The 25628-nt window shown below is 62.9% G+C and carries 33 protein-coding genes; 16 read left to right on the top strand and 17 right to left on the bottom strand.

All coding sequences use genetic code 11. The features are described 5' to 3' along the window. Positions 1-111: 111 nt before the first annotated feature. The 3 genes from KJP28_RS00970 to KJP28_RS00980 are packed head-to-tail and all read left to right on the top strand — an operon-like array spanning position 112 to position 2077. Complete coding sequence (locus KJP28_RS00970; protein ID WP_418887913.1) at positions 112-492, top strand: response regulator; 381 nt, start codon at positions 112-114, stop codon at positions 490-492. 35 nt (positions 493-527) lie between these two features. Continuing rightward, the gene (locus KJP28_RS00975; protein ID WP_218390366.1) at positions 528-1166 is read left to right on the top strand and encodes an HAD family hydrolase; all 639 of its coding nucleotides are present in this window, start codon (positions 528-530) and stop codon (positions 1164-1166) included. Beyond that, positions 1163-2077: an ornithine cyclodeaminase family protein gene (locus KJP28_RS00980; RefSeq protein ID WP_218390367.1), complete on the top strand. Its 915-nt coding sequence runs from the start codon at positions 1163-1165 to the stop codon at positions 2075-2077. The genes KJP28_RS00975 and KJP28_RS00980 overlap by 4 nt, the downstream gene beginning before the upstream one ends. Before the next feature lie 25 nt (positions 2078-2102). On the opposite strand, the gene KJP28_RS00985 is transcribed toward KJP28_RS00980, so the two are convergent. Beyond that, positions 2103-2576 carry an SRPBCC domain-containing protein gene (locus KJP28_RS00985; protein ID WP_218390368.1) on the bottom strand — a complete coding sequence of 158 codons (474 nt, stop codon included), beginning with the start codon at positions 2574-2576 and terminating at the stop codon, positions 2103-2105. Between the two features lie 4 nt (positions 2577-2580). Then, positions 2581-2937: an ArsR/SmtB family transcription factor gene (locus tag KJP28_RS00990; RefSeq protein ID WP_218390369.1), complete on the bottom strand. Its 357-nt coding sequence runs from the start codon at positions 2935-2937 to the stop codon at positions 2581-2583. Between the two features lie 137 nt (positions 2938-3074). Between KJP28_RS00990 and KJP28_RS00995 the strand changes: the two genes are divergently transcribed. Next, a complete protein-coding gene (locus KJP28_RS00995; RefSeq protein ID WP_218390370.1) occupies positions 3075-4073 on the top strand; it encodes an alpha/beta fold hydrolase in 999 nt (332 codons plus the stop codon). Positions 4074-4102: 29 nt separating this feature from the next. Here KJP28_RS00995 and rpsU read toward each other — a convergent pair whose 3' ends face one another. After that, positions 4103-4309, bottom strand: coding sequence for a 30S ribosomal protein S21 (rpsU, locus tag KJP28_RS01000; RefSeq protein ID WP_007818122.1), 207 nt, complete (start codon positions 4307-4309; stop codon positions 4103-4105). A gap of 124 nt (positions 4310-4433) precedes the next feature. Between rpsU and KJP28_RS01005 the strand changes: the two genes are divergently transcribed. Genes KJP28_RS01005 through KJP28_RS01015 form a run of 3 tightly spaced genes read left to right on the top strand, consistent with a single transcriptional unit; the run spans position 4434 to position 6321 of the window. After that, the gene (locus KJP28_RS01005) at positions 4434-5108 is read left to right on the top strand and encodes a COQ9 family protein (RefSeq protein ID WP_218390371.1); all 675 of its coding nucleotides are present in this window, start codon (positions 4434-4436) and stop codon (positions 5106-5108) included. Position 5109: 1 nt separating this feature from the next. Beyond that, positions 5110-6096, top strand: coding sequence for an NAD(P)H-quinone oxidoreductase (locus KJP28_RS01010; protein ID WP_218390372.1), 987 nt, complete (start codon positions 5110-5112; stop codon positions 6094-6096). A gap of 60 nt (positions 6097-6156) precedes the next feature. Continuing rightward, positions 6157-6321: a hypothetical protein gene (locus KJP28_RS01015; RefSeq protein ID WP_218390373.1), complete on the top strand. Its 165-nt coding sequence runs from the start codon at positions 6157-6159 to the stop codon at positions 6319-6321. 65 nt (positions 6322-6386) lie between these two features. On the opposite strand, the gene serA is transcribed toward KJP28_RS01015, so the two are convergent. From serA to mobA, 3 genes are all read right to left on the bottom strand, one after another. Then, a complete protein-coding gene (serA, locus tag KJP28_RS01020) occupies positions 6387-7979 on the bottom strand; it encodes a phosphoglycerate dehydrogenase (RefSeq protein WP_218390374.1) in 1593 nt (530 codons plus the stop codon). Positions 7980-8100: 121 nt separating this feature from the next. Then, positions 8101-9255, bottom strand: coding sequence for a phosphoserine transaminase (locus KJP28_RS01025; RefSeq protein WP_218390375.1), 1155 nt, complete (start codon positions 9253-9255; stop codon positions 8101-8103). A 315-nt stretch (positions 9256-9570) separates the two neighbouring features. After that, positions 9571-10176, bottom strand: coding sequence for a molybdenum cofactor guanylyltransferase MobA (mobA, locus tag KJP28_RS01030; RefSeq protein ID WP_218390376.1), 606 nt, complete (start codon positions 10174-10176; stop codon positions 9571-9573). Positions 10177-10282: 106 nt separating this feature from the next. Between mobA and KJP28_RS01035 the strand changes: the two genes are divergently transcribed. From KJP28_RS01035 to KJP28_RS01045, 3 genes are read left to right on the top strand one after another with little or no spacing between them, the layout of a single operon-like run. Continuing rightward, positions 10283-10996, top strand: coding sequence for an AzlC family ABC transporter permease (locus KJP28_RS01035; RefSeq protein WP_218390377.1), 714 nt, complete (start codon positions 10283-10285; stop codon positions 10994-10996). Further along, a complete protein-coding gene (locus tag KJP28_RS01040) occupies positions 10993-11328 on the top strand; it encodes an AzlD domain-containing protein (RefSeq protein WP_218390378.1) in 336 nt (111 codons plus the stop codon). Before KJP28_RS01035 ends, KJP28_RS01040 begins: the two co-directional genes overlap by 4 nt. Positions 11329-11336: 8 nt before the next feature. Then, positions 11337-12074 (top strand): metallophosphoesterase, encoded by a 738-nt coding sequence (locus tag KJP28_RS01045; RefSeq protein ID WP_218390379.1) that lies wholly within the window; start codon positions 11337-11339, stop codon positions 12072-12074. Positions 12075-12152: 78 nt separating this feature from the next. Here KJP28_RS01045 and pnp read toward each other — a convergent pair whose 3' ends face one another. Beyond that, on the bottom strand, positions 12153-14300 hold the full coding sequence (gene pnp / locus KJP28_RS01050) for a polyribonucleotide nucleotidyltransferase (protein WP_218390380.1): 2148 nt from the start codon (positions 14298-14300) through the stop codon (positions 12153-12155). 254 nt (positions 14301-14554) lie between these two features. Between pnp and KJP28_RS01055 the strand changes: the two genes are divergently transcribed. Both KJP28_RS01055 and KJP28_RS01060 read left to right on the top strand, forming a co-directional pair. Then, the gene (locus KJP28_RS01055) at positions 14555-15118 is read left to right on the top strand and encodes a YceI family protein (RefSeq protein WP_218390381.1); all 564 of its coding nucleotides are present in this window, start codon (positions 14555-14557) and stop codon (positions 15116-15118) included. Beyond that, the gene (locus tag KJP28_RS01060) at positions 15115-15645 is read left to right on the top strand and encodes a cytochrome b (RefSeq protein WP_218390382.1); all 531 of its coding nucleotides are present in this window, start codon (positions 15115-15117) and stop codon (positions 15643-15645) included. Before KJP28_RS01055 ends, KJP28_RS01060 begins: the two co-directional genes overlap by 4 nt. Here the strand turns inward: KJP28_RS01060 and KJP28_RS01065 are convergent. The 3 genes from KJP28_RS01065 to KJP28_RS01075 all read right to left on the bottom strand — a co-directional run bounded on the left by KJP28_RS01065 (position 15642) and on the right by KJP28_RS01075 (position 16989). Then, positions 15642-16022 (bottom strand): hypothetical protein, encoded by a 381-nt coding sequence (locus KJP28_RS01065; protein WP_218390383.1) that lies wholly within the window; start codon positions 16020-16022, stop codon positions 15642-15644. The genes KJP28_RS01060 and KJP28_RS01065 overlap by 4 nt on opposite strands. A 109-nt stretch (positions 16023-16131) precedes the next feature. Then, the gene (gene rpsO / locus KJP28_RS01070) at positions 16132-16401 is read right to left on the bottom strand and encodes a 30S ribosomal protein S15 (RefSeq protein ID WP_218390384.1); all 270 of its coding nucleotides are present in this window, start codon (positions 16399-16401) and stop codon (positions 16132-16134) included. Positions 16402-16539: 138 nt separating this feature from the next. Continuing rightward, positions 16540-16989 (bottom strand): DUF5665 domain-containing protein, encoded by a 450-nt coding sequence (locus tag KJP28_RS01075; protein ID WP_218390385.1) that lies wholly within the window; start codon positions 16987-16989, stop codon positions 16540-16542. 134 nt (positions 16990-17123) lie between these two features. Here KJP28_RS01075 and KJP28_RS19870 point away from each other — a divergent pair, with 134 nt between their 5' ends. Further along, complete coding sequence (locus KJP28_RS19870) at positions 17124-17258, top strand: hypothetical protein (RefSeq protein WP_255552139.1); 135 nt, start codon at positions 17124-17126, stop codon at positions 17256-17258. A 100-nt stretch (positions 17259-17358) separates the two neighbouring features. Beyond that, positions 17359-17595 carry a hypothetical protein gene (locus KJP28_RS01080; RefSeq protein WP_218390386.1) on the top strand — a complete coding sequence of 79 codons (237 nt, stop codon included), beginning with the start codon at positions 17359-17361 and terminating at the stop codon, positions 17593-17595. A 154-nt stretch (positions 17596-17749) separates the two neighbouring features. Here KJP28_RS01080 and KJP28_RS01085 read toward each other — a convergent pair whose 3' ends face one another. After that, a complete protein-coding gene (locus tag KJP28_RS01085; RefSeq protein WP_218390387.1) occupies positions 17750-18256 on the bottom strand; it encodes a DUF1643 domain-containing protein in 507 nt (168 codons plus the stop codon). An 87-nt stretch (positions 18257-18343) separates the two neighbouring features. On the opposite strand from KJP28_RS01085, the gene deoA reads away from it, so the two are divergent. Further along, positions 18344-19648: a thymidine phosphorylase gene (deoA, locus tag KJP28_RS01090; protein WP_218390388.1), complete on the top strand. Its 1305-nt coding sequence runs from the start codon at positions 18344-18346 to the stop codon at positions 19646-19648. Here deoA and truB read toward each other — a convergent pair. Together truB and rbfA are read right to left on the bottom strand one after the other, a co-directional pair. Next, entirely contained in the window at positions 19638-20543 is a 906-nt protein-coding gene (truB, locus tag KJP28_RS01095) for a tRNA pseudouridine(55) synthase TruB (protein ID WP_218390389.1), read from the bottom strand. The genes deoA and truB overlap by 11 nt on opposite strands. Further along, positions 20543-20950: a 30S ribosome-binding factor RbfA gene (gene rbfA / locus KJP28_RS01100; protein ID WP_218390390.1), complete on the bottom strand. Its 408-nt coding sequence runs from the start codon at positions 20948-20950 to the stop codon at positions 20543-20545. The genes truB and rbfA overlap by 1 nt, the downstream gene beginning before the upstream one ends. A 72-nt stretch (positions 20951-21022) precedes the next feature. Here rbfA and dapB point away from each other — a divergent pair, with 72 nt between their 5' ends. Next, positions 21023-21832, top strand: a complete 810-nt coding sequence (gene dapB / locus KJP28_RS01105; protein WP_218391657.1) for a 4-hydroxy-tetrahydrodipicolinate reductase — start codon at positions 21023-21025, stop codon at positions 21830-21832. A gap of 3 nt (positions 21833-21835) precedes the next feature. Here the strand turns inward: dapB and recR are convergent, their stop codons facing one another. The 4 genes from recR to hemF form a co-directional block, all read right to left on the bottom strand. Further along, positions 21836-22432, bottom strand: a complete 597-nt coding sequence (recR, locus tag KJP28_RS01110; protein WP_218390391.1) for a recombination mediator RecR — start codon at positions 22430-22432, stop codon at positions 21836-21838. Positions 22433-22439: 7 nt separating this feature from the next. Further along, on the bottom strand, positions 22440-22787 hold the full coding sequence (locus tag KJP28_RS01115; protein ID WP_218390392.1) for a YbaB/EbfC family nucleoid-associated protein: 348 nt from the start codon (positions 22785-22787) through the stop codon (positions 22440-22442). A gap of 63 nt (positions 22788-22850) precedes the next feature. Continuing rightward, entirely contained in the window at positions 22851-24587 is a 1737-nt protein-coding gene (locus tag KJP28_RS01120; protein ID WP_218390393.1) for a DNA polymerase III subunit gamma/tau, read from the bottom strand. Between the two features lie 69 nt (positions 24588-24656). Beyond that, positions 24657-25547: an oxygen-dependent coproporphyrinogen oxidase gene (gene hemF / locus KJP28_RS01125; RefSeq protein ID WP_218390394.1), complete on the bottom strand. Its 891-nt coding sequence runs from the start codon at positions 25545-25547 to the stop codon at positions 24657-24659. Between the last annotated feature and the right edge of the window lie 81 nt (positions 25548-25628).

The following is a 25628-nucleotide window of genomic DNA, read 5'->3' on the forward strand; positions in this document are numbered from 1 at the left end:
CGGTCAATCGGGCGTGTTGCGGGCGATTGTCGCGCCGGGACCTTGATCGCGCGCAGAGACATGTTTCGTGCGAGCAGCTAACGTGGCGTGTGGTGGAAAGACGTGGAGCAAGTGATTCCCTTGGACGTATTGATCGTCGAGGCCAGCCCCGAACTGGGAGCGCTCTGGGCGCGGCATCTCGAACGTGCCGGCGCAAACGTGAGATTGGCCTGTGACGATCGTGCCGCCATCGCTGCTCTGGAGACCTCGCCGGTGGACATGATCGTTGCGGATCTCGACCTGCCCGGCACGGGTGCCATGGCGGTCGCGGATTACGCGGCCTATCGCCATCCCGATGCGCTGGTCGTGTTCGTCACGGCAAGCTCGTTCTTTTCGGATGGCTCCGTCTTCGCTGACAGCGCGAACGCCTGCGCGGTCCTGCCCAAGCGAACCGCTCCCGAAGACATCGCGGCGATCGTGACCTACCACGGTGCGCGTACGGCAAAGAGCTAGTTTCTTTCGCCGTCATGACGCCCTAGGGTCCGCTCATGGAAGCGACACGCCATCCCCGACCCGAAGCTGTGCTTTTCGACATCGGCAACGTGCTGATCACCTGGCAGCCGGAAGACCGGCTCGACGAGATGGTTGGCGAGACACGCCGGCGTTTGCTTTTCGATGCGGTCGACATGCACGCGATGACCGAAAGGTTCGACCGGGGCGAGGATTTCCGCGCCGTGGTGGAGGAGACCGCGGCCGCGCATCCGGACCTCGCCGATACCATCATGCTGTGGCACGATCGTTGGCTCGACCTCGCGTCGCCGGTGATCGACCACTCGGTGCGGCTTCTGCGGGCGTTGAAGGCGCGGGGTGTTCCGGTCTTTGCCCTGTCAAATTTTGGCGTCGACAGCTTTGCGCTTTCCGAGACCCGCGACAGGTTTCTGACCGAGTTCGACAGGCGCTATATCTCAGGACATATGGGTGTGACCAAGCCTGACGCGCGTATCTACGAATTGGTCGAGGCCGATTGTGGTCTGGCACCCGAGACGCTGCTTTTCACCGATGACAGGCAGGAAAATATCGACGCCGCCAAGGCGCGCGGCTGGCAGACGCATCTGTTCCAAGGGCCGCAGGGATGGGCAGACCGGCTTGTCGAAGCGGGGCTTCTGACCCGGGAGGAGGCGCAATGAGCATTGAAATCGTTCCGGCCGAAGCGGAGGCGCAATTGGATTGGATCGCCCTGACGGATGCGCTGATCGCCGGACACGCGGCACCCAGGGCGAAGGTCGAAGACACGTTCCTTTACCGCGGCGACGACACGCTTCTCTCACGCGCGGCGTGGATCGACGGAATGGGGCTCGCCGTGAAATCCGCCACGATCTATCCGGGCAATCCCGCGCAAGGGCGCGCGCAGGTGAATGGCGGCGTCAGTCTGTTCGATGATGCCACAGGCGCGCTCGAAGCGCTGGTCGATTTTCACCTCGTGACCAAGTGGAAGACAGCGGGCGATAGTCTTCTGGGTGCGCGGTTGCTTGCCCGGCCCGACAGCGAAACCATCCTTATCGTGGGGTCGGGTGCCGTTGCCCGCTCGCTGCGCGAGGCCTACGGTGCGGGATTTCCGAACGCCCGGTTCCTTGTTTGGAATCGGACAGGGGAAAAGGCCGAAGCGCTCGCCGCCGATTTTCCAGATACGCAGGCGGTGCCGGACCTCGCGGCGGCAATCGCACGGGCCGATATCGTGACCTGTGCGACCTCGGGTGGGGTGCCGGTCGTGAAGGGGGATTGGCTGCAACCGGGTCAGCATCTCGACCTGATCGGCGCATTTCGGCCCGACATGCGCGAGGCCGACGACACCGCGTTGACCCGGTCGCGCGTATTTGTCGACAGCCGAGACACCACGATGGGCCACATCGGAGAGTTGAAAATCCCGCTCGAGGCCGGCGTGATCGCTCCCGACGATATCGAGGGCGATTTCTATGATATTGCGGTCGCGCCGCCGGAGCGGCGGCGCGAGGACATCACGCTCTTCAAGAACGGCGGCGGCGCGCATCTGGACCTTATGACCGCGCGATACATCCTCGACGCGTGGCGGGGGCGCTGATCGGGCGCACACGCCGCGGTCTTCGTCATGCGAGTTCCAGCGCGTCGAGCGCTTGATACGAGAACTCCATCCCGTCCAGCATACCCGTATCCATCATCGCCTTGCGCGTTTCAGCGTCGGGCAGCGTCATCGTCATCACCATGCGGGTCCCCGCGCCCTGCTCCGAGAACCGGGTCTCGACGTGGTTTGCGGGTGTCGGGTCCGGCATCAGCATGATTTCTTCCTGGACGATCCGATACGGCGCGTCGACTTCGAGAAACGTGCCGGTAATGCTCATGGTGGCATCGTCCGGGCCTGAATAGTCCAGACGGTAGCGACCCCCGACGGAAAAGTCGAATTCAGTTACCTTGAGGTCCCAGCCGTCGAAGCCGGCTTGCCATTTCGCGACCAGCTCCGGCTCGGTATGCGCGCGCCAGACCAGTGCGGGCGGGGCGTCGAATTCGCGGGTGACGACAATTTGCGTGTCGCCGACCAGTTCGAATGTCAGGGGCTTGGGCATCTTTTCAATCCTTCTTCAAATCCTGTTTCGCCATTTCGTCGGCCAGAACCGCGTCCAGCCGGTTGTAATTCGCCGTCAACGCGCGGCGCAGCATGTCGAGCCACGCCTCGAGTTCCTCCAACGTGCCGCCCGCCAACCGACAGGGGCGGCGCTGTCCGTCCACTCTCCGAGTGATAAGCCCCGCGCCTTCGAGCACCTTCAGATGCCGCGAGATCGCCGGCTGGCTTATGTCGAACGGTTCGGCCAACTCATTCACCGTCGCTTCGCCGTCCGCCAGCCGTGACAGGATCGCCCGACGTGTCGGATCGGCAAGGGCGGCAAAGGCGGCATCATGGTCGAGGTCTTTGGAATCGATGGTCATATCAGAAATGTATCAAACTTGTTATATAAAGCAATAGTTATATATTTGATGCCCGGGATAGCTTGGTTCTTGAGCGATCGAAACGGCAGAGCTAACCTCAGGAGAAGGGCAACCAATACAGTCGAGGGCAGGCCATCATGAACTGGACCATTCCCGTCGTATTGCTCGTGGTTTTGCTTCTGTTTCCCTGGCTGCGCGAAAAAACCCGTGATCCGGTCTCGAAAATGCGTGCGCGGCACGATGCGATGCCCGACCCGGGCGTGATCTCGGCGGGGCTGGTGAAGCTGTCCGGCGGCGAGACCTGGTGCCAATGGCACGGCAAGACATCGGATAGCATCATCGTTCTGGTGCACGGCCTGACAACACCCTCGTGGGTTTTTGCAGGACTGATCCGGGGTCTCATAATGATGGGCTTCCAGGTCCTGTCCTACGATCTCTACGGGCGCGGGCGATCCGACACGGTGTCCGGCGCACAGACTCCGCAATTCCATTTGAGGCAACTGACCGACGTGCTCGATCATTTTGGCATCGAAGGTCCCGTGACGCTGCTCGGGTATTCGATGGGCGGCGTGATCGTGTCGATGTTCGCCACCAAGCACCCGGACCGCACGGATCGCGTGATCCTTCTCGCGCCGGCCGGTCTCGCCTACACGGCACCAGAACCGCTGCGAACCGCCGGAAACGCCTGGCTGCCCGGCAATTGGCTTTGGAGCTTGCTGGGTGCTGGGGCCTTGCGGCGTGCCGCGCGAAACGATGCGGCCGGTCCGACCGTGATCGTCGATATAGATAGCAGGATGCGTGCCGAGACGGCGCGGCGCGGCTATCTGCGTGCGGTGTTGTCCTCGCATCGCAAGACGCTGCTGCGTGATTTCGAAGACGTTTACCGCGAACTGGGCAAGACGGATGTCCCGGTTCTGGCGGTCTGGGGAGAGAACGACGCGGTGATCCCCCCGGCCGCGATCGGGCGGCTCACGCTCTGGACGCGCCATGCGCGCCATCACGTCGCGCGTAATGCAGGCCATGGACTGCCCCATACCGCTCCGAACGAGGTCATATCGGCAATTTCGGCGTTCATGCGGGACAGCGAAGCCCGGAAACGACAAACCCCCGAGCGTGAGCATCGGGGGCCTACGTGAAGAGCGAACTCTTCGGCATTGGTCAGGTCTTAGAGAAGACCCTCACGTTGCGCTTTCTTGCGGGCGAGCTTGCGCGCGCGGCGGATGGCTTCAGCCTTCTCGCGTGCCTTCTTTTCAGAGGGCTTCTCGAAGTGCTGGCGAAGCTTCATCTCACGGAACACACCTTCGCGCTGAAGCTTTTTCTTCAGTGCCCGGAGCGCCTGGTCGACGTTGTTATCGCGAACCGATACCTGCATGTGGTTGTCACCACCTTTCTAGGTTTGAGTTGCAAAAAGTTGCAGGAAGCGGCCTTATAACGGGCATAGTTCCGCTTGTCCAGTTTCGCTTGAAACAATCCGGGGCCGGGGGCATTGTCCCCACATGACACAGAGTGACGCACTTCTCGACGCCGTTCAAACCCATGTCCCCTTCGATGGATGGAGCGACGCCGCATTGCGCGCGGCTTGCGAAGACATCGGGATGCCAGAAGACGAAGCGCGGTCCTATTTCCCGCGTGGCGCGGTCGATATGGCGTTCGCGTATCACAAGCGCGGCGACGCGCAGATGGTCGCGCGGCTCAACGCCGAAGACCTGAGCCAGATGCGGTTCCGTGACCGGATCGCCCACGCGGTGCGGGTCCGTCTGGAGGTTTCGGACAAGGAACTCGTCCGGCGTGGCATGGCGCTGTTCGCGCTGCCTCTCAACGCCGCAGATGGAAGCCGCGCCTTGTGGGAGACCGCGGGTCTGATCTGGGAGACGCTGGGCGACAGCTCACAAGACGTGAACTGGTACACCAAGCGCGCGACCCTGTCGGCGGTCTATTCGTCGACCGTGCTGTTCTGGCTTGGAGACGAAAGCCCCGGAGATGAGGCGACATGGGCATTCCTCGACCGCCGGATCGGCGACGTGATGAAATTCGAAGAAGTGAAAGGCAAAGTGCGCGGCACGAAAGCGCATGAGCTTTTCATGGCCGGCCCCGGTCGCTTCCTCGATATGATCCGCGCGCCGGGAGCGCCCCGCGACGGATATCCCGGACAGCACAACCCCGGAGAATGACATGACACTTGCAGACATGATGCGGGCCGTCGAAATCTCGAAACCCGGCGGGCCAGAAGTGCTGACGCTGACGGAGCGGCCGGTGCCGACGCCGGGCCAAGGTGAAATCTTGATCAAGCTCGCCTATGCCGGTGTGAACCGTCCTGACGCCTTGCAACGTGCCGGTGCCTATGCGCCGCCGCCGACCGCGAGCGATCTTCCGGGGCTCGAAGGGTCGGGCGAGGTTGTCGCGGTCGGACCGGGCGTCGACCAATGGTCGGTCGGCGATCAGGTTTGCGCGCTGCTTCCGGGCGGCGGATATGCCGAATATGTCACGACGCCAGCCGCGCATGCGCTGCGCATTCCCGAAGGCATGGACCTGAAGCAGGCGGCCTGTCTGCCGGAAACCTATTACACGGTCTGGTCCAACGTCTTCATGCGCGGGGGCCTTCAGGCCGGTGAGCGATTTCTCGTTCACGGGGGATCGTCCGGCATCGGCACGACAGCGATCCAATTGGCTCACACTCTGGGCGCACGCGTTTTCACGACGGCCGGGTCCGAGGAGAAGTGCAAAGTCTGCCGTGATCTCGGGGCGGACGTGGCGATCAATTATCGCGACGCGGACTTCGTTGAGGTGGTGAAAGGTGAAGGCGGTGCGAACCTGATCCTCGACATGGTCGGTGGCGACTACATACCGCGCAACATTCAGGCGTTGGCGGACGAAGGCCGGATGGTTCACATCGCGTTCCTGTCGGGCCCGAAAGCCGAGTTGAACTTCGCGCAGATCATGGCGCGGCGGCTCACGGTGACAGGGTCGACCCTGCGTCCGCAATCAGATGCGGCGAAGGCGAGGATCGCCGATGAACTGCGCGACAAGGTCTGGCCGCTGCTCGATGCCGGCCGGGTAAAGCCGATCATGGACAGCACCTTCCCGCTCGAAAAGGCATCCGATGCGCATGCCCGCATGGAATCCAGTCAGCATATCGGAAAGATCGTTCTCGAGATTTGATGCCGTGCAAGGCGCGGACGGATGAGATGCGCTATGATGTGCTCCTGAAAGGAGGACGTCATGGCAGATACGAAGGTTAACGTTCAATCGTCGCTTGGCATGATCTGGTTCATCGGGTGGCTCTTCACGCTCGGGTTCCTGAAGTTGGGGTTCTTCAAGGGACTGCTCGCGCTGCTGCTTTGGCCCTATTACATCGGCGATACGGTGGCCGGTTTGGCACCCTGACGCGATGCGCACGAAAAAAGGCCCCGGTGCGCACCGGGGCCTTTCGTTTGTCGGTGTAGGACCGATCAGATGGCGAAGCTGAGGCTGGAAACGTTCTGAAACTTGCCCGTGGATTTCAGCGCGTTCTGAACCGAATCCTCAACCGGTGCATCCACGTAAAGAAGCGCAATGGCGTCGCCACCGGCGTCTTTCCGGCCCAGCGTGAAGTTGGCGATGTTGACGCCATGCTTGCCCATGGTTTCGCCCAACGCGCCGATGATGCCCGGCTCGTCGCGGTTCGTGGTGTAGAGCATGTGCGCCCCGATCTCGGCGTCGATGTTGATGCCTTTGATCTGGATGAAACGCGGCTTGCCGTCCGAGAAAACGGTGCCCGCGATGGAGCGCTCGCGGTTGGCCGTCTTGACCACGATCTTGATGTAACCGTCGAACACGCCCGATTTGTCCTGCGTCGTGGTCGCGGTCTTGATGCCGCGATCTTTCGCGATGACCGGGGCCGAGACCATGTTGATCTCGGCATTGGTCGGCTTGAGCAGACCGGCGAGCACCGCGCAATCCAGCGCCTTCACGTTCATCTGCGAGGCGACACCGTCGAGGATGACGTTGAGTTCCTTGATCGGCTCTTCCGTCATCTGTCCGACGAAGGCCCCAAGGTGTTCGGCGAGCTTGATCCACGGACCCATGACTTTGGCTTCTTCGGCGGTCACCGAAGGCATGTTGAGCGCGTTGGTCACGGCACCGGTCAGCAGGTAGTCCGAGATCTGCTCGGCCACCTGAAGCGCCACGTTTTCCTGCGCTTCGGTGGTCGAGGCACCGAGGTGCGGGGTGCAGACCACATTGGGCAGGCCAAAGAGCGGGCTTTCGGTGGCAGGCTCGACCTCGAACACGTCGAAGGCAGCGCCAGCGACATGGCCGGATTTGATCGCTTCGGCGAGCGCAGCTTCATCGACGAGGCCGCCACGGGCACAGTTGATGATGCGCACGCCTTTCTTAGTCTTGGCGATGTTTTCGGCGTTCAGGATGCCTTTGGTCTTGTCGGTCAGCGGCACGTGCAGGGTGATGAAATCGGCGCGGGACAGAAGTTCGTCCAATTCAACCTTTTCGACGCCCAGCTTGTCGGCGCGTTCCTGGCTCAGGAACGGGTCGAAAGCGATGACCTTCATCTTGAGGCCCTTGCCACGCTCGGCGGCGATGGAGCCGATGTTGCCGCAGCCGATGACGCCCAGCGTTTTGGCGGTCAATTCGACGCCCATGAACTTGGATTTCTCCCACTTGCCGGCCTGCGTGGACGCATCGGCCTCGGGGATCTGACGGGCGACCGCGAACATCATGGCGATGGCGTGCTCGGCGGTGGTGATGGAGTTGCCGAAGGGCGTGTTCATCACGATCGCGCCTTTTTGCGATGCGGCGGGGATGTCGACGTTGTCCACCCCGATCCCGGCACGGCCGATGACCTTCAGGTTGGTGGCTTTCTCGAGCACGTCTGCGGTCACTTTCGTGGCCGAGCGGATGGCGAGGCCGTCGTACTGGCCGATGACTTCGAGCAGCTTTTCCTTGTCCTTGCCGAGGGTCGGTTCGAAATCGACGTCTATGCCGCGATCACGGAAAATCTGAACGGCGGTTTCCGAGAGTTTATCGGAGACGAGTACTTTGGGGGCCATGTGTTTGGTCCTTTATCGGGGCCGGGTGTTCCAGCTGGGATTTTGGGAAACGCGCCCCGGGCTCGACCCGGGGCCTCTGTGTCATTGAGGTCCCGGATGATTTCCGGGACGGGGCATGCGTTCAGGCCGCTTCGGTCTGCGCCTCGATCTCGGCGTTGAATGCCCAATCGAGCCAAGGCATCAGAGCCTCGACGTCCGAGGTCTCGACCGTACCGCCGCACCAGATGCGCAGACCGGCGGGTGCATCACGATAGGCACCGACATCCAGCGCGACGCCTTCGGTTTCGAGCCGCTTGGCGACCGCTTTGGCAAAGGCCGCACCATCTTTGATGCGGTCGTCCGTGAACTTGAGACACACGGAGGTGTTCGACCGGGTCGCATCGTCATCGGCGAGGTTCGCGATCCAGTCGTGCGTGTCGCAGAAGTCGAAAATGACTTTCGCGTTTGCATCGGCACGGGCCATCAGACCCTTGAGCCCACCGACCGAGCGCGCCCAATCGAGCGCCACGAGGTAATCTTCGACCGCCAGCATCGACGGCGTGTTGATCGTCGCACCTTCGAAGATGCCCTCGATCAGCTTGCCGCCCTTGGTCATGCGGAAGATCTTCGGTAATGGCCAAGCCGGGGTGTAATTTTCCAGACGTTCGACCGCGCGCGGGGAGAGAACGATCATCCCATGCGCGGCTTCGCCGCCCAACACCTTCTGCCAGGAGAAGGTCGTCACATCGAGCTTGTCCCAGGGCAGGTCCATCGCGAAGGCCGCCGAGGTTGCGTCACAGATGGTCAGACCTTCGCGGTCGTCCGCGATCCAGTCGCCATTGGGCACGCGCACGCCCGAGGTCGTGCCGTTCCACGTGAACACCACGTCATCGGCGAAATTCACGGCGGACAGATCGGGAAGTTGGCCGTAGTCGGCCTCCATGATGGTCGCGTCGAGCTTGAGCTGCTTGGCCACGTCGCTGACCCAGCCGGAGCCGAAACTTTCCCAGGCGAGCATCGTCACGCCGCGCGCGCCGAGCATCGACCACATCGCCATTTCGACGGCGCCGGTGTCGGAGGCAGGAACGATGCCGATCTTGTAGTCGGCGGGAATGCCCAGAACCTCACGGGTGCTTTCAATGGCATCCTTGAGCTTGGCCTTGCCCACGGCAGCACGATGCGAGCGGCCGAGCGCGGCATCGGAAAGTTTATCGAGCGAGAAAACGGGAGGTTTGGCGCAGGGGCCGGACGAAAAACGCGGATTGGCCGGCCGCGTTGCCGGAGTCTCGGTGACCATTGGTGGTATCCTTCCAGATATATGCTCCGCGTTGGGGCGGAGTGTCCCGCTGACGCAGATATTCGGGTGCGGGGCGACCGGCAAGAGGGAAAATCGTGCGAAAACGACGCATCTTGGCACAGAGGCGGCGCGATCTGGAGCGGATCGGAAACTTTTTGCCGTTTGTACGGGGGCCATCCCTGCCACCTCAGAGATTCCGGGATTCTAGAATTCTAGAATCCCGGAATCGCAGAAACGTTTAAAATCAATCTTCTAAGCGCGTTTTTCCGAGCCGGCGTTAATCTCTTCGTTAATTTGGCGGAGTTTGGCTGTCGATCAACCACCAGATGCGAGCCGCTCCTCGGCGCGAGCAAGATCGTCTTGCGTGTTGATGTTGAACAATGCGTCGTCAGGCAATGCGACACCGACAGCACCATTGGCGTCCGTGAAATCCGACACTTTCCGAACGCCCTCCTTGAGTGAGCGCCGGAGGCTCCCGGATAACGCTGTATGCCAAAGCCCGATGACCGGGTGCAGTCCGTCACTGGTTTCCGCCATGACGATTTGTGCGCCGGATGAAAGCTGTGCTTCCCTGAACGTCTCGACCAATGTTGCCGGCAGGAACGGTGTGTCGGTGGCGACTGTGACGACCCGATTGGCGTGAAGGGACTTCGCCCACTCCATAGCTGCGAGGATTCCGGCGAGCGGCCCGGGGCGATCCGGGATGCCGTCGGGCAGGACAGGGCATTCCGACCCGAAGCGCGCCGGGTCGCCATTGGCGTTTATAGCGATCTGGCTCACCTGCGGGACCAGACGCTCGATGACATGCTCGATCAAAGGGCGCCCGGCGAGCGACACGAATGCCTTGTCGCGCCCCCCAAGGCGGCGTCCCTGTCCACCGGCCAGTATGACTCCCGGCAGAGGTCCATCTGTTCTTTCCATCACGATATGCTACGCCGCCTGTGCATCTGCGCAAGGTGCATTGCGCAAGCTTCGGGTTGCACCCGGGTAACAGGGCGCATAGCCCTTTTCCAAACGGAGCGAACACATGACCCGAACAGCAGACCGATCCGCATTTCTACGCGGCGCGAAAGATGGCGCGCCCTTCATCCTTGTCATCGTCCCCTTCGCCATTCTCTTCGGCGTGGTCGCGACCGAGGCGGGGCTCGACCTCGCGCAGACGATGGTCATGACCGTGGCGGTGATCGCAGGTGCCGCACAATTTGCTGCGGTTCAGCAGATGGTGGACGGCGCGCCGGTCTTCATGGTTCTTGCCACGTCGTTGGCGGTGAACCTGCGGATGGCGATGTATTCCGCGACGATGGTCCCTTACCTCGGTGCCGCGCCATGGTGGAAGCGCGCGGTTGTTGCCTATTTCCTGGTGGATCAATCCGCGGTACTGAGCGCGGATACGTTCGAGCGGGAGGCGTCCCGGTCCCTCGCATGGAAACTTGGTTACTTTTTCGGAGTCATTTTGCCAATCGCGCCGCTTTGGTACGCAGGCACCCTGTTCGGCGCGCTTGTCGGCGGGCGTATCCCTGAGGCCTTCGCGCTCGATTTCGCAATGCCGATCACGTTCCTCGCCATGATCGCGCCGATGATCAAAACGCTGCCGCATCTGGCTGCCGCGGTGACGTCGGTCATCCTCGCGCTCCTCCTGTCCGGTTTGCCGTTCGGCTCCGGTCTTCTGGTCGCGGCCGTCATGGCGCTCATCGTCGGGGCAGGGGTCGAGGTCGCAATGGAACGGAGGGCGACGGCATGATCACGGCATATTCCGAAGCGCAGATCTGGCTCGTGATTGGTCTCCTTGGTCTTGGGACGTTTCTGATCCGCTTTTCGTTTCTCGGCTTCATCGGGCAAAAGGCGCTCCCCGGTTGGGTGCTCAGAATGCTGCGCTATACGCCGGTCGCGGTGATCCCCGGCCTCGTTGCGCCGCTTGTGCTCTGGCCACCTGCCACAGATGGCCAGACAGACCCGGCGCGGTTTATCGCGGCCATCGTGACGCTTGTCGTCGGCGGCGTCACGAAGAACGTGCTTCTCGCCATCGTCGCGGGTGCCGTCACCTTGTTTTCCATGCTCTGGCTCCTGGGATAGGACAGCATATGCGCAGTTACGCAATCGGAGATATTCATGGCCAACTGGGCGAACTCGAACGCGTCCATGACCTGATTGCGGCGGACCGGGAGGCTTGCGGAGACGTATCCGCACCCGTCGTCCATATCGGCGACCTCTGTGACCGCGGGCCGGACACGCGCGGGGTCATCGATTTTCTCATCGCCGGACGGGATCGGGGCGCGCCATGGATCACGCTCAAGGGCAATCATGACCGATTGATGGAGTGGTTTCTCGAACCATTCCCCCGCCATGACCCCTATCTTCTCGTTGGCTACACCTGGCTTCACGAACGGATCGGCGGGCAGGAGTCACTTGCCTCCTACGGCGTGACGTTTCCTGAAAGGGAGCGCGTGTTCCGCGTCCACGATGAGGCGCGCGCGGCCGTGCCGCAGGCGCATATCGACTTTCTCAAGTCGCTGCATCTAACCTATGAGCGCGATCAGCTCTTTTTCTGTCATGCAGGCATCCGACCCGGTGTCCCGCTCACCCAACAAACCGAGATGGATCTCTTGTGGATACGCGACGAGTTCCACGAAAGCGACGCTGACCACGGCCCGTTGATCGTGCACGGCCATACGCCAGTGAAGGACGCCACGCATTATGGCAACCGCATCAACCTCGACAGTGGGGCCGGATACGGGCGACCGATCAGCGCCGTCGTGATCGAGGGGCGGGAGGCGTGGCTTCTGACCGAACGCGGCCGGGTGCCGCTTCCGCAGGCCTGACGTGACGACCCGGGGCGCTGCGGCATAAAAAAAACCCCGGCGTTTCCGCCGGGGCTGTGTCCTCGAAAAAGGCCCGCCTTACTCGGCGTCTTCTTTCTTTTTGTTTTCTTGGGCGATTTCCTCGCCGGACTCCTGGTCGACCATCTTCATCGCAAGGCGGACCTTGCCGCGTTCGTCGAACCCGAGGAGTTTCACGAAAACTTCCTGACCTTCCTTCAGCACGTCCGAAGGATGGTTCAGGCGGCGGTTTTCGATCTGGGACACGTGGACCAGACCGTCACGCTTGCCGAAGAAGTTCACGAAGGCGCCGAAGTCGACGATCTTCACGACCTTGCCCTTGTAGATCTCGCCTTCTTCCGGCTCGGCCACGATCGCGTGGATCATGTCATAGGCCTTCTGAATGGCGTCACCGTTGGGCGATGCGATCTTGATCACACCGTCGTCGTTAATGTCGACCTTGGCACCGGACACTTCCACGATCTCGCGGATGACCTTGCCGCCCGAGCCGATCACTTCGCGGATCTTGTCGGTGGGAACAGTCATCGTTTCGATGCGCGGGGCGTGGGCCGAGAACTCGGTCCGGCCTTCGGCCAGTGCCTTGTTCATCTCGCCAAGGATGTGCATCCGGCCTTCTTTCGCCTGAGCGAGGGCCTTCTCCATGATCTCGGGCGTGATACCGGCGACCTTGATGTCCATCTGGAGCGAGGTGATGCCGTTTTCCGTGCCGGCGACTTTGAAGTCCATGTCGCCAAGGTGATCTTCGTCACCGAGGATGTCGGTGAGAACGGCGTAGGAGCCGTCATCTTCGAGCACGAGGCCCATGGCCACACCGGCGACCGGAGCCTTGAGCGGCACGGCTGCGTCCATCATGGACAGCGAACCACCACAGACCGACGCCATCGAGGACGAGCCGTTCGACTCGGTGATCTCGGACACGACGCGGATGGTGTAAGGGAAGTCGGTCGCGGACGGCAGAACCGCCTGAAGCGCGCGCCATGCGAGCTTGCCGTGACCGATTTCGCGACGACCCGGAGGGCCAACGCGCCCGGCTTCACCGACCGAGTAGGGCGGGAAGTTATAGTGCAGCAGGAAGTTCGACTTGTAGGTGCCGGTGAGCGCGTCGATCATCTGCTCGTCGTCGCCGGTGCCGAGAGTCGTCACCACGAGGCCTTGCGTTTCACCACGGGTGAAAAGCGCCGAGCCGTGGGTCCGGGGCAGGAGGCCCACTTGCGACACGATCGGGCGCACTTCGTCGAGCGCGCGACCGTCGATCCGCTTGCCGTCCTTCACGACCGCACCACGCAGAACGCCGGATTCCAGCTTCTTCAGGGCCGATCCGAGGTTCGGATCTTCGAGCTGCTCTTCCGACAGACCTTCCTTGATCTCGGTCTTCGCAGCGGCGACAGCGGCGGTGCGCTCCTGCTTGTCGGTGATCGCATAGGCCGCGCGGATCTTGTCCTCGCCTGCCTTTTTCACGACGTCGTAGAGGTCGTCGTAGTTCGGCGGCTGGAAGTCGAACGGTTCTTTCGCCGCGTCTTCGGCCAGTTCGATGATGAGGTCGATGACCGGCTGGATCTGCTCATGCGCAAAGGTCACGGCGCCCAGCATTTCGGCTTCGGTCAGCTCGTAGGCTTCCGATTCCACCATCATCACGGCGTCCTTGGTGCCGGCCACGACGAGGTCGAGACGCTGCTCGGGGTTGTCACGCAGCTTGTGCATGTCGTCGCAGGTCGGGTTCAGGACGTATTCGCCATCCTCGAAACCGACGCGGGCACCGGCGATCGGGCCCATGAAGGGCGCGCCGGAAATGGTGAGCGCGGCCGAAGCTGCGATCATCGCGACGATGTCGGGGTCGTTGACGAGGTCGTGGGACAGAACCGTGCACATGACGAGCACTTCGTTCTTGAACCCCGACACGAAAAGCGGGCGGATCGGACGGTCGATCAGGCGCGCGGTCAGCGTTTCTTTCTCGGTCGGACGGGCCTCGCGCTTGAAGAAGCCACCCGGCACTTTACCGGCGGCGTAGTATTTTTCCTGGTAGTGAACCGTAAGCGGGAAGAAGTCCTGTCCCGGTTTGGGTTCCTTGGCAAAGGTCACGTTCGCCATGACCGAGGTTTCGCCCAGCGTGGCGATGACAGAGCCGTCGGCCTGGCGCGCAACCTTGCCCGTTTCCAGCGTGAGCTCTTCTTCGCCCCACTGGATGGATTTTTTCACTTCGTTGAACATATATCGTATCCTTCTGGGAGCACTCCCGGCCCCTGCCGGGTCTCCCGATTTCATGGTGGCCCCATTGCCACCGATCCCTCTATCCATGTCATGCGCCGGGATCAGAGCGTCACGTCTCAGATGCGGCGCACATACAGGAAAAGCCAGCGCGTGGAAAGCACTGTGTTTCCGAGGCGCGCGGTGGTCGATCACCGGATTTTTGGCCCGAAAGGCCGGGCCATGCGTAGAGTGGAGAGAACAGAGAGGACATTTGCATGCTGACGTTTCTGTGTCTCTGCGCCGCAGTCGCCGTCGCACCGATGGGGGCGATGGCCGAACAGATCGCCTATCGACTGGACGCGGCACGCAGTCAGGTCGCCTACGAGGTCGCCTTCGACAAGGACATCATCAGGGGACAAATCCCGATCAGCTCGGCGGACGTGCGGATCGACTTCGCGGGCGGGCCGTCAAGCGTGCGGGTCACCTTGAATGCAGCCGGAGCGACGTCGAGCTTTCCCTTCGCAGAACAGGCGCTGAAAGGGCCGAAAGTCCTCGCGACGGCGAGCTATCCGCAGATGACCTTCGTCGCCGACGGGTTTCGTGTCGGGCGCACCACGGCGCAGGTGCCGGGGCAGGTGACGATCCGGGGCGTGACCCGGCCCGTGACCCTGAGTGCGCAACTCTACCGACAGCAGGGCACCGAAGCGGGCGACCTTTCCAAGATGTCCGTGCATATGTCCGGCGCGGTCAGTCGCGCGGATTTCGGCGCAACGGGGTGGGCCGATATGGTCGCGGATGCCGTGCGCATCGAAATCGTCGCGCGGCTGGACCGGATATGAGTCTTTGGAACACCGAGGACCGTTTCGGCCTCGTGACCCGCGTCTTGCACTGGGTCATGGCGCTTGGCGTGATCGGGATGCTGGGGTTCGGCACCTATATCGCCAACATGACGGTGAACATGTCGAATTTCCACCTCTACGCCTGGCACAAGAGCATCGGTCTGACCCTGCTTCTGCTGGCGCTTGTCAGGATCGTCTGGCACCTCGGGTCACGGGTTCCGAAGTCTCTCCCCGCCCCGAAATGGCAGGAGGCTCTCGCGCGAGTGGTTCATTTCGGTCTTTTCCTGCTCCTGCTCGCGGTGCCCCTTACCGGTTGGATCGCAAGTGCCGCCACCGGCATCGACGTGGTATTCTGGGGCGTCACGCTCCCGTCGATTGCGCCCGCGTCCGAAGCTTGGGAGGACGCGTTCTTCGCTGCGCATGGCGTGCTGACGAAGCTCCTGCTCGCCGCAATCGTCCTGCATATCGCGGGCGCGGTGAAACGGCGTGACGGCACGCTGCGGCGGATGGTGCGGGGGCAGGCCTAGTCGGGCGCCTCGAACTTGCCGGGGTTGAGCGACACCCGCGCCATTGCGCCCATCCAGCGTGCGAATTGCAGGGCGTCGTCTCGCGTCGCGATCAACCCGTCCGGCGGCATCCCGTTGATCGCCTCGTATGTTTCCAATTGTTCGCAGACCACGAGTGCGGTCGATGGCCCCCACAGGCCGTCCGGCTCTAGAACCTCGCGTCCGGTGATCGCGTTGACCTGCAACTGCATGTTGAAAAGCGCGATTGTGTCGTCACGGAAATAGGTTTCCACTACGGACATCGCTTTGTCATACCCGGTGCGGTCGCAGCCCTGCGCGATGGCCGTGGCCGGGACCATCAAAAGGGCGAGGCTGGTTGCGAGTGCGCGTAACGGCATGGGGGTCTCCTTCAATTCCGACGGGACGCTAACCCGCATCACCGCTCCACCCAATGAAAAACGCCCGCGGCCATATGGCGCGGGCGTTTCGAATTCGATGTGAGCCGGATCAGCGGCGGATGCCGAGGCTCTTGATGAGCTCGCGGTAGCGGCCTTCGTCTTTGGCTTTCAGGTAGTCCAGAAGCTTACGACGACGTGCGACCATTTTCAGAAGCCCACGACGACCGTGGTTGTCCTTCTTGTGGGTCTTGAAGTGCTCGGTCAGCGTGGCGATACGCTTGGTCAGGATCGCGACCTGAACTTCGGGCGAACCGGTGTCGCCGTTCTTCGTGCCGAACTCCTTGATGAGGCCGGTCTTTTCTTCAGCAGTGATCGACATCGGGGTCTCCTTGGTCAAAAGGGTTATGGCGCGAGCCGGGATGTCGTCCAGCAAGGCCCATGGAGAGGGCATGACGGTCACGCCCCGAGTGAAGCCGCGCGTATAGGCGGATTCCGTTTGAATGGAAAGCCTTTTTGTTTATTCGGCGTCCTCGGTCGGGTTCAGGCCGAAATCCGAACGGTCGAGCGGTGCGCTGTCCGTCGGACCGGCTCCGGGCGAGGGGTTCTCCTTGGCCGCGGCCTCGTCGTCGGTTTCGTCCGCCGATGCTGCGCCATCGCCTGCTTCTTCCGAAATACCGTAGCTCTCGGCGTTGTCCGCGTCGATCTCACGCGCGACGTCGGCGGCCCAGTCGCCGATAATCGGAATGAAGTCGATCTGAGCGAGGAGAAACGCGGCGATCGACACGAGTATCGTCGCGCCAAGTACGGAGCCGAGACCGAATGCGAGCCCCCGATACAGCTGGAACAGCCCGAGTTTCACGACCGAGTCGTGAAGCAGAATGTAGCGGTGATTGTTGAGCTTGCCGACTTCGGCGCGCAAAGCGCGCACCTCGTCCGCGAGATCGGTCGATTGCGATTCGTCGCTCATGCGGTCCCTCGGTAGCCATCGTTATTCACGGCTTAACACCGAACAGGGCATTCGTTAAATTGTTCCGTAGTTTCCGCGCCGCTTGTCTTTGCGTTCATGATACGTTCGACCCGCTCTCCACCAAGGACAGCATAATGGGATTTGGTCTGCTGCTTGTCGGGCTCATGCCGCTCCCGTTCTTCTCAACCCCTTGGTTCGGGGGCGAGGTGGAGGCGGAGGAACCAGAAAACGACACGGGCGCACGAGAGTTGGTCGGTGGGTCGGAATAGGGCCTCGAAACCGTGGCCCCCATCATTCCGCCGCCGGACGCGATCTTGAAACCCGTCACCGACGACGATCCTTTCGCCGGTTGTCGAAGACGAAGCTCTGGTGCCGGGTGAGGAGGTCGAACCGGATACAATTCTTCAACCTGTCGTCGAGGCTTCGGAAGAACCGGATGTTCCGGTCAATACGCACACCGGCGTCAATCGGATCGAGGGTGAGGGGACTGCTGCCACAGGTATCGGCGGTGAAGACGCGCATCTGGACAACGACAGCGGCTGGCTGGCGGACCTGAAATTCGCGCCCGCATCGACCAGCGCTTCTGGGACAAAACCGGACCGGTAGACGAACACGCGGAAGGCGCTTTGCGAGAACCGTTACAGGATCGGCAGGTGGGCAGCGGCACGGTCCATCTCCTGAGCGGGAGCGCCAATTTCTTATCCTGAGGAACGTATCCTTGTCCGTCAGCACAGGAACCGCGGCGATCTCGACGGACGCGTCAGACCCAGCGTTCCGGTTGCTGGGCATACCCAATGTAGAGCGGATGCCTGGGATGCCCCGCTTTCGACAGACCGAGGTGGTAGAGCGGTTTGCCGGTCGCGCGCAGGAGGGCTTCCACAGCGTGCCCTCGCGCGAGGTGCTCGCCATGTGTGCCCCAAGCGCAGATGATCTGATCCGCCCAATCGCAACTCTCCACGATCGCCGCGTCGTTTTCCGGTCCGACAGGGTCGGCGGCCTTGCGCATCTTGCGCGGGTCGGTATCGCGCCAGGCGAAAATATTGAGCACGCGGAAGGCACCGAAACCAAGCGCGCGGGCGCGACGTTCGCAGCGCTCTACCGTCGGGTCATTTTGAACTTCCGTCGCCGTCGACGGGTTCAGCATAATGAAGAGCGCGCGTTTTCCACTCGGGTCCCAGACACGGGTGAGCATGTAGCGATACCGTTCGCAATCGGAATAGACCGCTTCGGACGGTGCGTCGGCCTTGGTATACGTGCGCGTGATCATGCCTGCGGTTTTCGCCGGGGCGGGCAGGGATGGCAAGCCGGTTGCGGTTTTTGTCCGTTCGGTCAAAGTGGCGACAGGAGGCCCGATATGCTGATTTCCGAGATCATCCGCAAAAAACGCGATGGCGAGACGCTGATGCCCGACGAAATCGGGGCGATGGTGACGGCCATTTCCGATGGCTCCGCCTCGGACGCCCAAGTCGCGGCCTTCGGCATGGCCGTGTTTTTTCAGGGCATGACGCCGGAGGAAGCGGCTGTCCTGACCCTGTCGATGCGCGATTCCGGTGACGTGTTTCATTGGGACCTGCCGGGGCCGGTGGTGGACAAGCACTCGACCGGCGGCGTTGGCGACAATGTCAGCCTCATGCTCGCCCCGATCGTTGCGGCCTGTGGTGGTTACGTTCCGATGATTTCGGGCCGTGGGTTGGGGCACACGGGCGGCACGCTGGACAAGATGGATTCGATCCCCGGCTACATATCGGTTCCCGACAATGACACCTTTCGCAAGGTGGTGGCCGAGGTCGGTTGCGCGATCATCGGACAGACCATGAAACTCGCTCCGGCGGACGGGCGGTTCTACGGCATCCGCGACGTGACCGCGACCGTGGAATCGATCCCGCTCATCACGGCCTCGATCCTGTCAAAGAAACTCGCTGCCGGTCTCGACGCGCTGGTCATGGACGTGAAAGCGGGCGACGGGGCTTTCATGGAAACCGACGAAGACGCCGCGGCGCTCGCCGCGTCGATTACCAAGGTCGCGGGCGAGGCGGGGCTCAGGTGCCATGCGCTCATCACCGACATGAACCAGCCGCTCGCCTCTGCTGCCGGTAATGCCCTTGAGGTGCTGAACGCCACCGATTTCCTCGCCGGATTGCATCGCGACGTGCGGTTGGAACGCGTCGTCCTGTCGCTGGCGGGCGAGATGCTGTCGATCACCGGGCTTGCGGATACGCGGGAGCAGGGTTTCCAGCGGGCGCAGGCTGCGCTCGAAGGCGGGGAAGCGGCAGAGGTGTTTGGCCGGATGGTGACGGCGCTCGGTGGTCCGGCAGACTTCATGGACGGACCGAAACGTTACCTCGACGAAGCGCCCATTCAGCTTCCGGTGGACGCGCCAGAGGCTGGCCACGTCTCGGCCATTAAGACACGTGAGATCGGCTTGGCCGTGGTGGAGCTTGGCGGCGGTCGTCGCCGGTCGGAAGACGAAGTCGACCCGGCGGTGGGGCTGACCGGCCTCGTCGATCTCGGCATGATGCTGGAGAAGGGCGAGCCGATCTGCACGATCCATGCCCGCGACGAAGCTGGGTTCGAAGCGGCCAAGGCACAGGTGCTCGATGCCTACAGTTTCGGGGATGCGCCGGAGGCCATCGACCCGGTGATGTCGATCATAGATTGAAGACGCGCGACGGGTGCAACTCGCCCGCCTTGTAGATACCGACCGCAACCGGCTCTCCGTCAAAGGACGCCCACGCCTCGTCGCCGTATTCCACGTCCGACGCGATCACCATGCCGGGGTTGCCATGGCGCAGGCGCGTGGCACCCTCGGCAGTGCATCTGAGTTCCGGCAGCGAGGTCAGGCCTTCGGACAAGGGCGCGAGCAAGGCGTCGATCTTGGGCGATTTCGCGAGTTCCTCGATCCGCTCCATGCTGACGCCTTCTTCGGCCAGGAACGGCCCCGACCAGACCCGGCGCAATTCGCGCACATGGCCGTGACAGCCCAAAGCCGCGCCAAGGTCGCGGGCAATGGCGCGCACATATCCGCCCTTGCCGCAGACCATTTCGAGCGTGACGTGATCCGCGTCAGGGCGGTCCAGCATCACCAGGCTTTCGACGAACAGCGGGCGCGGCTCGATCTCCACGTCCTCGCCGTCACGGGCGAGTTTGTAGGCGCGCTGACCGTCGATTTTCACCGCCGAGAACTTCGGCGGTATCTGCTGGATGTTGCCGGAAAAGGCGGGCAGCGCGGCGCGTATGTCGTCGTCCGTCGGTCGCGCATCGCTGGTCGCGATCACCTCGCCCTCGGCATCGTCGGTGTTGGTTGCCTGACCCAACCGCACGGTGAAGACGTAGGCCTTCATCGCATCGGTGATATAGGGCACCGTCTTTGTCGCCTCGCCCAGAGCCACGGCGAGCACGCCTGTCGCCTCGGGGTCGAGCGTGCCGGCATGCCCGGCCTTCTTCGCATCGAAGGCCCAGCGTATCTTGTTCACGACGGCGTTGGAGGTCAGACCGGCTGGCTTGTCCACGACCAGCCAGCCGTGGACGTCGCGCCCCTTCTTGCGGCGTCCCATTACTCTTCCTCGTCGTTGTCCAGATCGCGGCGGACGTTCTCGTCCGCGAAGAGACGACGGGTCTCCTCCATCCGGTCGAACGTGTCGTCAGGGAGAAACCGAAGCTCCGGCGTATGTTTGAGCCCCGTCACCTTGCCTACGAGCCGGCGCAACTCGCCGGTGTTGCGGGCAAGCGCCTTGATTGCCTCGTCCGCATCCTTGCCGCCGAGCGGCAGGACATAGGCGGTTGCAATGCGCAGGTCGGGGGACACCCGCACCTCGCCAACCGTGATGTTCATCCGGTTCAGGTCCGGGTCATGCACCGTGCCCTGCATCAGCGCATCCGCAAGGGTGCGCCGGATCAGTTCGCCCACTTTCAGCATCCGCTGCGAGGGGCCTTTGTCGTTATCGAAACGCTTCTTTGCCATGGCGCCCATCTATGCCTGATTGCGTGGCCGCGCAACAGGGACTAGGACGGTAGGCCAATGATGGAGGTCGTTATGAGCGAATTGCCGGGGATCGTGGTGAACGGGGCATCGGGCCGGATGGGTCAAATGCTGATAAAGCTCGTTCGGGAAAATCCCGGCGCGCGGCTGGTCGGCGCGCTGGAGCGCGAAGGCCACGAATGGGTCGGGGCTGACCTTGGTGCCGCGATGGGCGGGGCCGACTTAGGTGTGACCGTGACTGACGATCCGCTCGAAGCCATGTCGAAAGCGCAGGCCGTGATCGACTTCACCGCGCCCGCCGCCACCGTGCCGCTTGCCGGGATCGCCGCGCAGGCCCGCGCGGTGCACGTGATCGGCACCACAGGATTGAACGAGGACGACCTTGCGAAACTCGACGCCGCCGCCCGCCACGCGACGATCATCCGGGCAGGCAACATGAGCTTCGGCGTGAACCTCCTGACACGGATCACCCGGATGGTGTCCGAGGCGCTGGACACGGATTTCGACATCGAGATCGTCGAGGCGCATCACAAGCACAAGGTGGATGCACCTTCGGGAACCGCGCTCATGCTGGGCGAGGCCGCAGCCGAGGGCCGTGGTGTGCGCCTGTCGGATGTCGAGGACCGGGCGCGCGACGGGATCACGGGGGAGCGCGAAGAGGGCCATATCGGTTTCTCCGCCGTTCGGGGCGGCGACATCGTCGGCGAACATGACGTGATTTTTGCAGGTCCCGGCGAACGGCTGATCCTGCGTCATGTCGCGACCGACCGGGCGATTTTCGCACGCGGCGCGGTCAAGGCCGCGCTCTGGGGCATCGGGCAGAAACCCGGTGCTTACGACATGATGGATGTGCTGGGACTGTAACGGCTAGACCGATTTGCGCGCACGCAGGGCGGCCGAAATGGTCCCGTCGTCGAGGTAATCCAACTCGCCCCCGATGGGGACACCCTGAGCGAGCGACGTGACGGAACACCGCCCTTCAAGCTCGTCGGCGATGTAGTGCGCGGTGGTCTGCCCATCGACCGTGGCGTTGAGCGCAAGGATCACTTCCGTGATGTTCTCGTCCGCCACACGCGCGATCAACTTGGGAATACGAAGCTCCTCCGGCCCGACCGCGTCCAGCGCCGACAGCGTGCCGCCCAGAACGTGATAGCGCCCCTTGAACACGGCGGCCCTTTCCATCGCCCAAAGGTCGGCCACGTCCTCGACCACGCACAATTCGCCGGTCGCCCGTTTTTCCGAGGCGCAGATGTCGCAGACTTCCGTGGTCCCGACATTGCCGCAGGTGATGCATTCCCGCGCCGTGACGGAAACCGCGTGCATCGCGTCGGCCAGTGGCGCAAGCAGCAGCCCGCGTTTGCGGATCAGGTGCAGCACCGCGCGTCGCGCCGAGCGGGGGCCAAGGCCCGGCAGCTTGGCCATGAGCTCGATCAGGTTCTCGATGTCGCGGGGTGCCTCGGACATGCGGGCGTTAGCCGAAGGGGTTCGCCATGCCCGCGGGCAATCCGAGTTCCTCGGTGATGCGCTGCATCTCCTGGGTCGAACGTTCCTGAGCCTTGATCTGCGCGTCCTTGATCGCGGCGAGGATCAGGTCCTCGACCACTTCCTTCTCGTTCGGGTCGAAAATCGTCGGGTCGATGTCCAGCCCGGTCAATTCGCCCTTGGCAGTGGCGGTGGCTTTCACGAGTCCCGCGCCGCTCTCGCCGGTCACCTCGATACTGTCGAGGCTCTCCTGCATCTCGGCCATCTTGCCCTGCATTTCCTGCGCGGCTTTCATCATCTTGGCCATATCGCCAAGGCCGCCCAAACCTTTCATCATGTCGATCTCCTTATGAGAGTTGTGACCTATATCGCAACGCGGCCGGCGCTTCACAAGAGCGCGTCAATCGTCGTCGAACGGGTCCCATTCGTCTTCGACTTCCTGAAGCGCCTCGACCTCGGCCTCGGCTTCGATCTCGGCTGCGGTGCGGATGTCGGTGATCTTCGCGTTTGGAAACGCCGTCAGCACGGCCTTTACCAGCGGGTGATCCGTCGCCTCTGCGCGAAGCGCGTTTTCCTCGGCATCGCGGGTCTCGGCGATGGTCGGCGCCTCGGCCCCGTTGACGACCGAGACACCCCAGCGGGTCCCGGTCCAGCCCTGAAGCCGCCCGGCCAGCCGCGCGGCAAGGTCATGGGGCGCGTTCTCGGTCGGCGTGAACTCGATCCGGCCCGGCTGATAGGAGGCAAGCCGCACCCCGCCCTCCACGTCGACCAGAAGCTTCACGTCCCGGTTGGCGCGGATGAGCGCGATCACGTCGTCGAAGGTGGCATAGCGGGCGAGGGGCGAGACGTCATGGGCAAGAGCGGTCGCGCCGCCTCCGCCCGACCCGTTCGGCGCCGAAGGCCCGCGCGCGCTCGGTGCCGATCCGTTTGCTCCCGGCCCGCCTGCGGGCGCGCTCGGGGGCGGTGGAGGGGGCGTGTCCTGCAACTTGCGCACCAGATCCTCCGGGCTGGGCAGGTCGGCGACATGGGTGATGCGGATGATCGCCATTTCCGCCGCCATCATCGAATTTGGCGCCATGCCCACCTCTTCGATCGCCTTCAGCAGCATCTGCCACATCCGCGACAGGATACGCGCCGAGAGCGAGCTTGCCATGGCCTGACCACGTGCGCGCTCGTCCGGCGACACTGTGGGGTCCTCGATCGCCTCGGGCGTGATCTTCACGACACTGACCCAATGCGTGACTTCGGCCAGATCGCGCAGCACCGCCATCGGGTCTGCCCCGTCGGCATATTGCCCGCCTAGCTCGTTAAGCGCACCCGCCGTGTCGCCCTTCAGGATCATGTCCATCAGGTCCAGAACCCGGCCCCGATCGGCCAGCCCCAGCATGGCGCGCACCTGGTCCGCGGTGGTCTCGCCGGCCCCGTGGCTGATCGCCTGATCCAGAAGCGAGGTCGCATCCCGCGCCGAGCCTTCTGCCGCCCGCGTAATGAGCGCCAGCGCGTCATCCGCGATCTCCGCGTTCTCCGCCGCCGCGATCTTGCGCAAAAGCCCGATCATGTCCTCGGGCTCGATCCGGCGCAGGTCGAACCGCTGACAGCGCGACAGGACCGTGACGGGCACCTTGCGGATCTCGGTCGTCGCGAAGATGAATTTCACATGGGCGGGGGGTTCTTCCAGCGTCTTCAAAAGCGCGTTGAACGCGCTCGTCGACAGCATGTGAACCTCGTCGATGATGTAGATCTTGTAGCGCGCGCTCGCCGCCCGGTAATGGACCGAGTCGATGATCTCGCGAATGTCACCCACGCCAGTGCGCGAGGCCGCGTCCATCTCCATCACGTCCACATGCCGCCCCTCGGCGATGGCGACGCAATGCTCGCATTTGCCACAGGGGGAGGTGGTCGGCCCGCCCTGTCCATCTTCCCCAACGCAGTTCATCCCCTTGGCGATGATCCGCGCGGTGGTGGTTTTGCCGATACCGCGAATGCCGGTCATGATGAACGCCTGCGCGATGCGGTCCGCTTCGAAGGCGTTTTTCAGGGTGCGCACCATCGCGTCCTGACCGATCAGGTCGGCAAAGGTCTCCGGCCGGTATTTCCGGGCGAGCACCTGGTATTCGGTGGCGGGTTGGTCAGACATTGAAGCTCCGAAAGCGAGTCTGGTCAAATCTAGTGGCAGACCCAGGTGGCGTCCACCGGCAGACGGAGGTCACACCCATTTCGCCATCGGCGGCAGGCTCATCAACACCGCGTTCGCGTCATGGCCGGTGGCCAGCCCGAACTTGGTGCCCCGGTCGTAGACAAGGTTGTATTCGGCATAAAGACCACGGTGAACAAGCTGCCGGTCCTTGTCGGCATCCGTCCAGCCTGTGTCGCGCCGCTTCTCGGTGACCGGCAGGAAGGCGGGAAGAAACGCTCTGCCCACATCCTGCGTAAAGGCGAAATCGGCCTCCCAGTCGCCGGTGTTGTGGTCGTCGTAGAAAATCCCGCCGACGCCGCGCGCGCGGTTGCGGTGGGGGATGTAGAAATACTCGTCCGCCCAGGCCTTGAACCGGTCGTAATACTCCGCGCCATGCGGGTCGCAGCCCGCTTTCATGGCGGCATGAAACTGTGCCGTGTCTTCGTCGTATTCGATGCACGGGTTGAGGTCCGCACCGCCCCCAAACCACCACGCACCCGGCGTCCAGAACATGCGCGTGTTCATATGAACGGCGGGGGTATGCGGGTTCTGCATATGGGCGACCAGCGAAATCCCCGAGGCCCAGAACCGTGGGTCGGTGTCCATCCCCGGCACGCCCCGCGCGGCCATGGATTGCTGAGCGGCCGCGCCCAGCGTGCCGTGCACGGTCGAGACGTTGACGCCCACCTTCTCGAACACCCGGCCCCCGCGCATGACGCTCATCAATCCGCCGCCCGCATCCGAGCCGTCCTCGGCGGTGCGCGTGGTCCGGGTCATTTCGAACCGTCCCGGCGAACCGCTCGCGAAGGGTCCGGTCTCCTGCGTGTCTTCCAGGCCTTCGAAGGCCGCGACGATCTGGTCCCGAAGTTCTCGAAACCAGGCGCTTGCCCGTGCCTTCTGATCGTCCATCAAGTCCGACATGCCCGTGATCCCTTCATCGTTCCATAAATACCTCGGAGGGGGGATCGGGGGGAGGCTGGCCTCCCCCCCACCGGTCGTGGC

It is taken from the genome of Maritimibacter dapengensis (assembly GCF_019218265.1).
Taxonomy (GTDB): domain Bacteria; phylum Pseudomonadota; class Alphaproteobacteria; order Rhodobacterales; family Rhodobacteraceae; genus Maritimibacter; species Maritimibacter dapengensis.